9 protein-coding genes are annotated in these 10820 nt (G+C 54.4%); 8 read left to right on the top strand and 1 reads right to left on the bottom strand.

Translation table 11 applies throughout. From position 1 onward, the window contains the following. Positions 1–55: 55 nt before the first annotated feature. The 3 genes from ileS (at position 56) to KK078_RS25920 (ending at position 5947) form a co-directional block, all read left to right on the top strand. Positions 56–3529 (top strand): isoleucine--tRNA ligase, encoded by a 3474-nt coding sequence (gene ileS, locus KK078_RS25930; protein ID WP_254093250.1) that lies wholly within the window; start codon positions 56–58, stop codon positions 3527–3529. Positions 3530–3551: 22 nt separating this feature from the next. Next, on the top strand, positions 3552–4244 hold the full coding sequence (locus KK078_RS25925; protein WP_254093249.1) for a lipoprotein signal peptidase: 693 nt from the start codon (positions 3552–3554) through the stop codon (positions 4242–4244). A gap of 191 nt (positions 4245–4435) precedes the next feature. Continuing rightward, positions 4436–5947, top strand: a complete 1512-nt coding sequence (locus KK078_RS25920) for an APC family permease (RefSeq protein WP_254093248.1) — start codon at positions 4436–4438, stop codon at positions 5945–5947. A gap of 74 nt (positions 5948–6021) precedes the next feature. Here KK078_RS25920 and KK078_RS25915 read toward each other — a convergent pair whose 3' ends face one another. Further along, positions 6022–6441: a nucleoside-diphosphate kinase gene (locus tag KK078_RS25915; protein WP_254093247.1), complete on the bottom strand. Its 420-nt coding sequence runs from the start codon at positions 6439–6441 to the stop codon at positions 6022–6024. 153 nt (positions 6442–6594) lie between these two features. Here KK078_RS25915 and KK078_RS25910 point away from each other — a divergent pair, with 153 nt between their 5' ends. From KK078_RS25910 to KK078_RS25890, 5 genes are read left to right on the top strand one after another with little or no spacing between them, the layout of a single operon-like run. Continuing rightward, on the top strand, positions 6595–7614 hold the full coding sequence (locus tag KK078_RS25910) for a DHH family phosphoesterase (RefSeq protein ID WP_254093246.1): 1020 nt from the start codon (positions 6595–6597) through the stop codon (positions 7612–7614). Positions 7615–7662: 48 nt separating this feature from the next. Beyond that, positions 7663–8565, top strand: coding sequence for an FKBP-type peptidyl-prolyl cis-trans isomerase (locus KK078_RS25905; RefSeq protein ID WP_254093245.1), 903 nt, complete (start codon positions 7663–7665; stop codon positions 8563–8565). A gap of 17 nt (positions 8566–8582) precedes the next feature. Next, positions 8583–9524 (top strand): FKBP-type peptidyl-prolyl cis-trans isomerase, encoded by a 942-nt coding sequence (locus KK078_RS25900; RefSeq protein WP_254093244.1) that lies wholly within the window; start codon positions 8583–8585, stop codon positions 9522–9524. Beyond that, a complete protein-coding gene (gene rdgB / locus KK078_RS25895) occupies positions 9521–10123 on the top strand; it encodes an RdgB/HAM1 family non-canonical purine NTP pyrophosphatase (RefSeq protein ID WP_254093243.1) in 603 nt (200 codons plus the stop codon). The genes KK078_RS25900 and rdgB overlap by 4 nt, the downstream gene beginning before the upstream one ends. 10 nt (positions 10124–10133) lie before the next feature. Beyond that, positions 10134–10763: a uridine kinase family protein gene (locus KK078_RS25890; protein WP_254093242.1), complete on the top strand. Its 630-nt coding sequence runs from the start codon at positions 10134–10136 to the stop codon at positions 10761–10763. Positions 10764–10820: the final 57 nt, after the last annotated feature.

Below are 10820 nucleotides of genomic sequence, written 5' to 3'. Positions count from 1 at the left end.
TTTGCGGTCTTAAAATCGAAGTAGTACCCATTAACGCGTAAGATCGTACCTCGAAATGGCCGCCAGATACAATGACCTGAAAGATTTGAATTTTGCGCAGATTGCTGCGGAAACCCTTGAATTTTGGAAAAAGGAAGGGATTTTCGAGAAATCTGTGACCAATCGTGAAGGGGCACCGTCGTTTACCTTCTATGAAGGCCCGCCCTCGGCAAACGGCACCCCCGGCATTCACCACGTGATGGCCCGCACGGTAAAAGATATTTTCTGCCGTTACAAAACCCTTCAGGGTTTCCAGGTAAAACGCAAAGGCGGCTGGGACACACACGGCCTGCCGGTAGAGCTGCAGGTGGAAAAGCAGCTGGGCATCACCAAGGACGACATCGGTCGTAAGATCTCCATCGAAGAGTACAATCGTAAGTGCCGTGAAACGGTGATGATGTACAAAGACCAGTGGGACGACCTGACCCTGAAAATGGGCTACTGGGTCGACCTGGAAAATCCGTACATCACCTACGAGAAAGAATACATCGAGTCGCTGTGGTGGTTGCTCAAGCAGTTCTACAACAAAAAGCTGCTTTACAAAGGTTATACCATTCAGCCGTACTCGCCGGCGGCCGGCACCGGCCTGAGCTCGCACGAGCTGAACCTGCCCGGCTGCTATAAAGACGTGAAGGATACTTCCATCGTGGCGCAGTTCACCGTGAAGCGAGACGCGAAGTCGGAGTTCCTCTTTCCCGATGCTTTTGGCGACAAGGTATATATCCTGGCCTGGACGACCACCCCGTGGACGCTTCCCTCCAACACGGCCCTGGTGGTAGGCGAGAAGATCAACTATGTGCAGGTGAATACCTATAACCCCTATACGCACAAGCCTGTGAGCGTTGTGGTGGCAAAAGACCTGCTGGGTAAATATTTCTCTGAAAAGAACAAAGACCTGGCGTTGGATACCTACAAGGCCGGCGACAAGGCTATTCCCTACAAAGTCGTACGCGCGTTTACCGGCAAGGACCTGGTGGGCATGGCGTACGAGCAGCTGCTGCCATACGTGCAGCCGCTGTACGATGCCGACAAGGCGTTCAAGGTGATCGCGGGCGACTTTGTTACGACGGAAGACGGTACGGGTGTAGTTCACTCGTCGCCTACGTTCGGGGCAGACGACTTTCGCGTGTCGAAGCAAAACGGGATACCGCCGATCACGATCCGCGACGAGGCGGGCAACGAAATGCCGACGGTAGACCGTAAGGGTAAGTTTATCGATGCGATCGGCCAGCAACTGCAGGCCGGCGTGGCGCGCTACGGCATCAAGACACACAAGCCGCTGGGGCCTTCTGATTTTTACGTTAAGAACTATACCAACGAGGACGAGGCGAATCCGGATTACAAAAATACGGATGTGATCATCTCCATCATTTTGAAAGAGGAGAACAAGGCCTTCAAGGTTGAGAAATACGAGCACACGTATCCGCACTGCTGGCGCACGGACAAGCCCGTGTTGTATTATCCGCTGGACTCGTGGTTTATCCGCACCACGGCGCTGAAAGATAAGATGGTGGCGCTGAATAAAACGATCAACTGGAAACCGGAGTCGACCGGCACAGGCCGCTTTGGCAACTGGCTGGAGAACCTGGTAGACTGGAACCTGTCGCGTTCGCGCTACTGGGGTACGCCGCTGCCGATCTGGCGCAGCAAAGACGGCAAAGAAGAGATCTGTATCGGCTCGCTGGAAGAGCTGAATAGCGAGGTAGCCAAGGCCGTGAAGGCCGGGCACATGGCGGCGGCGTTGTCGCCGGACTTTGATCTGCACCGTCCGTATGTGGACGACGTGGTGCTGGTGAGCGCGAGCGGCCAGCCGATGTACCGCGAGCCCGACCTGATCGACGTGTGGTTCGACTCGGGGGCCATGCCGTATGCGCAGTGGCACTACCCCTTTGAGAACAAAGAGGTCTTTGAAAAGAATTACCCGGCAGACTTTATCGCCGAGGGCGTCGACCAGACGCGCGGCTGGTTCTTTACGCTGCACGCTATTGCGGCGATGATCCAGGAGAGCAGCCCGGAAGTACAGGCGGTGAATAAAAAGACGGGCAACGGCGGCGTGGCGTTTAGGAACGTTATCTCCAACGGCCTGGTGCTCGACAAGAACGGCAACAAGATGTCGAAGAGCAAGGGCAACGTGGTGAACCCGTTCGAGACGCTGAGTAAATATGGCGCCGACATTGTGCGGTGGTATATGATCGAGAATGCTCCGCCGTGGGACAACCTCAAGTTCGACTTTGAGGGCATTGCCGAGGTACAGCGCCGTTTCTTCGGGACGCTGCAAAACACATACTCGTTCTTTGCGTTGTATGCCAACATCGACGGTTTTGTAAAAGACGAACAGAATGTGGTGCGGTACGATAAGCTCACATCGCTGGATCGCTGGATCATCTCCAAGCTGCAGTCGCTGATCACCGAGGTTACGAAGGCATACGAAGAATACGAGCCTACGCGCGCGGCACGCGCGATCCAGGAGTTTGTAAACGATCATCTGTCCAACTGGTACGTGCGCCTGAACCGCAAGCGTTTCTGGAAGGGCGAGATGAGCGAAGATAAGAAGGCGGCCTACGAAACGCTGTATGAATGTTTGCTGGTAACGGCGCAGCTGATGTCGCCGATCGCACCGTTCTTTAGCGAATGGTTATACCGCAACCTGACGGACAACATCCGCGAGGCGGCTATCACAAAGCGTACACCGCTGCGCCACCTGTCTGTTCACCTGACGGACCTGGTGCAGGCGGAGGCCAATCGCACGGATGCCGAGCTGGAGAAGTCGATGGCGTATGCGCAGCAGATCTGCTCGCTGGTTCACTCCATCCGCAAGAATGCCCGCATCAAGGTGCGTACGCCGCTGCAGCGTATTCTGCTGCCGGTGCTCGATACAGCGTTTGCCACACGCATTAAGACGGTGGAGGAGATCATCCTGGCGGAGGTGAACGTGAAGGGCATCGAGTATATCGACGATACATCGGGTGTGCTGGTGAAGAAGGTGAAGCCTAATCTGCCGAAGCTGGGTAAACAATTCGGTCCGAAGATGAAAGAGGTTGCCGCGGTGATCGGTACCCTTACCGCAGACGACATCCGTACCCTCGAAAAGCAGGGCGCGCTGGCGAAAGGTGGCTTTGACCTGGTGCTGGAAGATGTATTGATCTCCTCGGAAGATATACCGGGCTGGTCGGTCGCCACGGAAGGCGGTGTGACGGTAGCCCTGGATATTACGTTGACAGAGCCGTTGCGCCGCGAGGGTATTGCCCGCGACTTTGTAAACCGCGTGCAGAACCTGCGCAAGGACATGGGGCTGGAGGTGCTCGACAAGATTACGATCGAGGTCGGTAAGCCCGACGACGCGGTTACGGCAGCATTGACGGATTTTAAAGAGTATATCAGCACGGAAACACAGGCCCTGACGTTGGATTTCCGCGAAGCTTTGGCGGAGGCCACTGAAGTGGACATGGACGATTTTACGCTTACGGTAAAAATCAGCTTAAAGAAATAACCTGGTAAAAGGCTTGCAGCCCATGAAAATATATAAATACTTTATCCTCGCCCTCGTTGTCATCCTGATCGACCAGGCTTCAAAAATGTTGGTGCATCACTACATGGATCTGCACGAAGAGATCACCCTCATAGGCAACGAGCGCTTTGGCTTCAAGCTGCATTACTTATTGAACCCGGGTATGGCATTTGGCATACGCTGGAACAACGAGTTTGGCAAACTGGCGCTGACGGTGTTCCGCATCGTGGCGATGGGCGGTATCGGCTATTATTTGTGGAAGATGGCGCAACGCCATGCCCACACCGGTTTTCTGTGGTGTATGGCGTTGATCCTGGGTGGCGCCGTTGGTAACGTGATCGACAGTACGTTTTACGGTGTGTGGTTTAATAACCATCCGGTCGAATCGTCCACACCGTGGTTTCACGGGCAGGTGATCGACATGCTGTTCTTTCCCTTGTTTGATCTGACGTGGCCCCGGTGGGTACCCGTTGTGGGCGGCGAGTATTTCTTATTCTTTAGTCCGGTATTTAATATCGCCGATTCTTCCATTTTTGTCGGCGTCGTTATTATCCTGCTGTTTCAGCGGCGCTTTTTTGGCGAGCACATCAGCGATACGGTGCCGCCGACATCCGATACTACACACCCCGAAACGCACGTTCCTTCGTCGGAAGAAACGATCGAAAAGCCCGCGGACTCTACCTCTTCGTCGCGTTAACAGTAGCGCAGACACCTCTACCGGGCCTGTAGATTTAATACAGGCCCGCATACCGTCAATCATAAAATTTGTCGAATCGATGCTACTGCCCGTTAGCCAAGTTCATTATTATTATTACTTTTAAGGCCGATAAGTATTTTACGGATAACTCATAGTCAATTATCCCCTAACCTTAAACCTATAACATTATAATGAGTTTGTTTATTAAGAAGCCGTTGGAGCAGCTGCTTGCACAGGCTGACGAGGGAGAGAAAGGATTGAAGCGAACGTTGGGCGCTGGAAACCTCGTTGCTTTGGGCATTGGCGCGATCATTGGCGCTGGTCTTTTCGTACGTACCGCGGCAGCGGCCGGTCAGGCTGCGGGTCCCGCCGTTACCATTTCCTTTATTGTTGCCGCGGTAGGCTGTGCCTTTGCAGGCTTGTGCTACGCGGAGTTTGCCTCGATGATCCCGGTTGCCGGCAGCGCGTATGCCTATAGTTATGTAACGATGGGCGAGCTTACGGCGTGGATCATTGGATGGGCGCTGATCATGGAATATGCACTGGGTGCCGCTACGGTTAGTATCGCCTGGAGTGAATACCTCAACAAGCTGCTGGGAGGGGGCATACCGTATGAATGGTGTCACTCGCCTTTTGAAAGCTATACCGACTCGCTGGGTGTACTGCATCAGGGGTTGGTCAACTTGCCGGCGCTTGTCATCCTGCTGGCGCTGACGATGCTGCTGATCAAGGGTACACAGGAATCGGCTATGTTCAATGCCGTTATCGTGTTTATCAAAGTAGCCATCGTGTTGCTGTTCATCGCCATCGGATGGCAATTCATCAATCCCGCAAACCATACTCCTTACCTGATCCCCGAAGGTACGGCCCCGGTGGTAGACCAGGCGGGTAAAGTCATTGCCGACTACTCCGGTGTATTTAAACACGGTTGGGGTGGTGTACTGGGCGGTGCGGCCATTGTATTCTTTGCCTTCATCGGTTTCGACGCGGTGTCTACGGCGGCGCAGGAAGCCAAGAACCCGAAGCGCGACATGCCGATCGGGATCCTCGGCTCTTTGCTGGTGTGTACGATCCTGTACGTTTTGTTTGGCCACGTATTGACGGGTGTTGCCAACTGGCAGGACTTTGTCGATCCGGAGAAAGGCCGTGAAGCTTCTGTAGCGTATGCGATCAGTACGTATATGCACGGCTATGATTGGCTGGCTACGGCGGTGACGGTTGCCATCCTGGCAGGTTTCTCGTCGGTTATCCTGGTGATGTTGATGGGTCAGAGCCGTGTGTTCTATACCATGAGCAAAGACGGGTTGATCCCTTCGATCTTCAGCGATCTGCATCCGAAATTCAAGACCCCGTATAAAGCCAACTGGATCCTGTTCATCTTCGTAGGTTTGTTCTCAGGCTTTGTGCCGGGCCACGTAGCAGGTGACCTGACCAGCTTTGGTACTCTGTTTGCGTTCGTGCTGGTGAGCATTGGCGTATGGATCCTGCGGTTTAAGTCGCCGAACATCGAGCGTCCGTTCAAGTCGCCGCTGTCGAGTCCTTACTTCCCGCTGGTACCCATTCTGGGAGCCCTCATCTGCCTGGGCATGATCATCGCCCTGGACCGTCAGACGCTGACTGTAGCGTTTGTCTGGATGGCGGTCGGCCTGGTGGTATACTTTGGGTATAGCAAGCACCATAGCAAGCTGCAACAGAAAAAGTAAGCGGCGGTAACGCAATAGCAATAAAAAAAGGCTCCCGAAAGGAGCCTTTTTTATTGTTGCAATATTTCTATGAATTAGAATTGCTCGAATGCCGAGAAGAAAAAGCTGCCTTCGATGGCGGCATTCTCGTCGCTGTCAGAGCCGTGGATGGCGTTCGCCTCGATGGACTCGGCAAAGTCGGCGCGGATGGTGCCGGGTGCTGCTTTCTTCGGATCGGTGGCGCCGATCAGCTTGCGGAAGTCTTCTACGGCGTTGTCTTTCTCGAGGATCATGGGCACGATGGTGCCAGACGACATGTACGCGCAAAGGTCTTTGTAGAAGGGGCGTTCTTTGTGGATCGCATAGAACTGGCCGGCCAACGCTGCAGAAAGTTGTGTTTTCTTCATCGCGATGATCTTAAAGCCTGCTTCTTCGATCCGTTTAATGATCGCTCCCGTATTGCCAGCACCGACGGCATCGGGCTTCAGCATGGTAAAAGTTCTGTTTGTGGCCATGTTTTCGTTATTGTTATTTCGTTTGGTTTATGGTTGCGGCCGGAGATGATGTTTTAAACGGCGCCCGGCAAGCGGCCGCAAAAATAGAAAAAAAGGTGGTCTGTGCACTGTTAAAAAAAATACTCATTTTTGCGCCCTGCTATAACCCTGACCATGCAAAACATCCAGGCCTTTAAGGATTATATGGATCAGCCACGGAAAGTGGTTATTCTAACGCATTTCAAGCCCGACGCCGATGCGCTGGGCTCGTCGCTGGGGTTAGCCGGCTACCTGAAGAAAAAGGGCCACGCCGTGCAGGTGATCACGCCCAGCGATTACCCCGACTTTATTGCCTGGATGCCGGGAAACAGCGAGGTGCTCGTTTTCCAGAAAGAGCGGCCGCAGAAGGCCCGCCAGTTTGTGGAGGGCGCCGACATCATTTTCTGCCTGGATTTCTCGAGCCTGAACCGCATTCACGAGCTGGGCGAGCTGGTAAAGGTCGCAGCCGCCCGCAAGGTGCTGATCGACCACCACCTGGAGCCCGAAAAGTTTGCCGAGTTTGAGCAGTGGGATGAAACGGCGGCGTCTACCGCCGAGCTGGTGTACCAGCTGATCGAGCAACTGGGGGACAAATCGCTGATCGATGCCTCTATTGCGAACTGCCTGTACGCCGGCATTATGACCGATACAGGCGGCTTTCGCCACCCCAACACCACGCACAAGGTATTTCAGATCGCGGGCGAGCTGGTGGGCCTGGGGGCCGAGCCGGCGAAGGTCTCGAAGCAGATCTACGACACCAACTCGCTGGAGCGCCTCCGGCTGATGGGCTATGTGCTGAGCGAAAAGCTGCAGGTGCTGCCCGAATACAGAACGGCGTATATGGCGCTGTCGGCCGAAGACCTGAAAAAATTCAGCTCGCAGACCGGGGACACGGAGGGGCTGGTGAATTACGGGCTGTCGATCAAGGGCATCCGCCTTTCGGTCATGATCTCCGACCGGCGGGATAATATCAAGCTGTCGTTCCGGTCGCTGGGAAGTTTTTCCGTGAATGACCTGGCGCGTAAGCATTTTGAAGGGGGAGGCCACCGCAATGCCGCCGGCGGTCAGACCAATCTGACATTGGACCAGACGTTGCAGAAATTTCTGGACCTGCTGCCCGCCTACAAAGACGAGCTCACGGCGGATGAACCGTAAAAAAGTGTTACCACATTCCAACTTTATACTCTAAATTCTTGTCTAATCATGAAGATGACCAAACTCGCGAACGTGCTGCTGGGACTGCTGTTACTCTGCGTAGCAGCATGCAAAAACGTTGAAACGAAAGAAACTCCCAACGGTTTTAAGTACCAGGTAGTAGAAGCCGGTGACGGCATCGTGCCAAAGCAGGACCAGCTGCTGGTATTTGAATACGTCATGAAAGATTCCAAAGATTCTGTTTGGATCGATACCTACGAAAACGGTTTCCCGGGCGTGATCCGCATCCAGGACACGACGACACTGAAGACCGAGATCGGCATGATGCAAATGTTCCGCCAGTTGTCGGACAACGACAGCGTCACGATCACCCGTCCCGCAAAGGAATTCTTCAAAGACGTATTGGGCCGCCCGCTCACGCCGGAGGTCGACTCTACGCTTACCATCACGTGCAACCTGCGGGTGATCGAAATCCTCGACATGCAGAAGTTTAACGAGTTCCAGAGCAAGCTGTTCGAGAAGCGCAAGGGCAAGCAGAAGGCTAAAGACGAGAGCGCGATCGACAAATACATCGGCGAGAAAAAGATCGCCAACGTGAAGACCGATACAAGCGGCATTCGCTATGTGATCCACAATACTGCCGGCGGTAAGAAGCCGACCGCTGCCAGCTGCGTGGAAGTGAAATACGAAGGCAAGTTCCTGAAAGACGAACGGATCTTCGATAAGAATGAAAAGATCTCCTTCTCCCTGGGCCAGGTAATTCCGGGCTGGAGGATCAGCATCCCGATGCTGGGCATTGGCGATTCGGCAACGTTCTATATTCCTTCTGCACTGGCCTACGGTCCGCAAGGTTATCCGGGCGCTATTCCGCCGGATGCCATTTTGATTTTTGACGTGGCACTGCTGGGTGTAGGCGATACCTACGACCAGGAGTCACACGGCTGTAAGTAGAAAACATCCATACCATCATGAAGAGAAGTGTTCATAGATTTTTCGGAATTGCCTTTGTAGCCGCGACGCTGCTGGGCGTGACCAGCTGTTTGGATACGCCGGATATTGAAGATCCGAGCATTCAGCTGCAAAAGGATATCCAGACGATCGACAACTACATGTTGAGCGAGGGCATATTTGGTTACCAGGAAGACGAGTATGCCAAGATCCGCTTTGTCATTAAAAAGCTGGGCACCAAGCTGCCGGCGCGCTCGACCGCGACGAAGATCACGGCGGACTATAAAGTGTTCTCCATTCCGCCCGGAGCAGCGCCCTATGAGCAGGGACAAGTAACCAGTACCCAGCTGGGCACGCTGATCCAGGCCTGGCAGACCATGGCCATGAAACTGCCCGTGGGCACGATTGCCGACATCTATACACCTTCTGTATGGGCCTACGGTACGCAAGGCAAGGGCGACATTGCGGCGAACACGCCGTTGTTGTTCGAAGACTTCGAGTTGATCAGTGCCGAGATCAGCACCGCGGAGCAAAACCAGTTCAAGGCAGACACGACGGCCATTCGCACGTACCTGGAGGGAAAAGACTATACGGACGTGATCTATGACACGACCGGTATCGCTTACCGCATCACCACACAAGGCGCCGGGTTGCAGCCGAGCTGGTTCAGCAAGGTAACGTTCAAGGTGCAGTACAAACTGCTGACGGACGACACCCGCGCGGTGACCGACATGCTGGAGCTGAAGCCTGTGGAAAACTCAACAGATAGCCGCCCCGTGGATTATATCCAGGGCCTGATGGTGGGACTGCAGAAGTTGCGGGAGGGCTCGAAGGCGACGTTCTACATTCCGTCGGGATTGGGCTTTGGCGTGCAGGGTGCCACCAACAACGCCGGTACTACCGTTATTCCGGCGAATGCCAACATCATTGTGGACGTAGAAGTGATCTCGGTCGGTCAATGATCAGACTTTGTTTCGCCTCCAACAATAAGCACAAGCTCGAGGAGATCCGCCAGGCCTTGTCCGACAACCGGCGGATTGTAGGAGGTCACGTTGACCTGTTAAGTTTAAACGACATTAAATGCTTTGAAGAGTTGCCCGAAACCCGTGATACGATGGAGGGCAACTCTTTACAAAAAGCGTCCTACGTTTTCGATCATTACCACATTCCGTGTTTTGCAGATGACTCAGGTCTGGAGGTAGAAGCCTTAAAGGGCGCTCCGGGCGTGTATTCGGCGCGTTACGCAGGCGCACACCGCAGCGACGCAGACAACATCGACCTGCTGCTCAAAAATCTATACGGCGATACCAACCGCCGGGCGCGTTTCCGCTCGGTCATTACGCTGGTGGGTCTGGACGAAAAGCCCGTATACTTTGAAGGCATCATACCCGGCACCATCATCGCCGCGCGACGCGGCACGGGGGGCTTTGGCTACGACCCGGTGTTTGTTCCCGAGGGCCACAGTCGTACCTTTGCGGAGATGAGCCTGGAGGAGAAAAATGCCATGAGCCACCGCGCGATCGCGGTACGTAAGCTGGCCGACTATCTCCAAGGCCGCTAACGCACGGAGCATGAAACCTGTTTACACCATCGGCATTACCGGCGGCAGCGGCTCCGGTAAAACACATTTCATCAAGCAACTGGCCGGCCGGTTTCAGCCCCACGAGATCTGCCTCATTTCCCAGGACCATTACTACAAGCCCATTCACCAGCAGGTACGTGATGCCGAGGGCATTGAAAACTTCGACCTGCCCGAGGCCCTGGACCGGGAGGTCTTTCACCAGGATCTGCTCAAGCTCAAGCGTGGCGAGACGCTGTTGAAACAAGAATATACGTTTAACAATGCGGGGGCGAAGCCTGTGATGCTGGAGTTCACGCCGGCGCCGCTGTTGATCATCGAGGGACTGTTCGTGCAATATTTTCCGGAGATCGAGCAGGAGCTGGATCTGAAGCTCTTTATTGAAGCCAAGGATCACCTGAAGCTCAGCCGCCGCATCCGGCGTGACAGCGAGGAGCGGGGCTACCCGTTGGACGATGTACTGTACCGCTACCAACACCACGTCATGCCCATCTACGAGGCGTACATCAAGCCGCTGCAACACAAGGCCGACCTGGTCATTCCCAACAACCATCATTTTGAACGGGCACTGGACGTGCTCACGCTGGCCCTGAAGCACCACATTTCGCAGCAGGAATCGTAGGGCGTCACGGCTCAAAAAAGCCCCTTTCTGTCCACAGGAAGGCTTAAAAACGCGATA

The organism is Dawidia soli (genome assembly GCF_018598185.1).
Lineage (GTDB): Bacteria > Bacteroidota > Bacteroidia > Cytophagales > Cyclobacteriaceae > Ohtaekwangia > Ohtaekwangia soli.
Note: the sequence above shows the minus strand (reverse complement) of the source record. Positions and strands in the feature narration are given on the sequence as shown.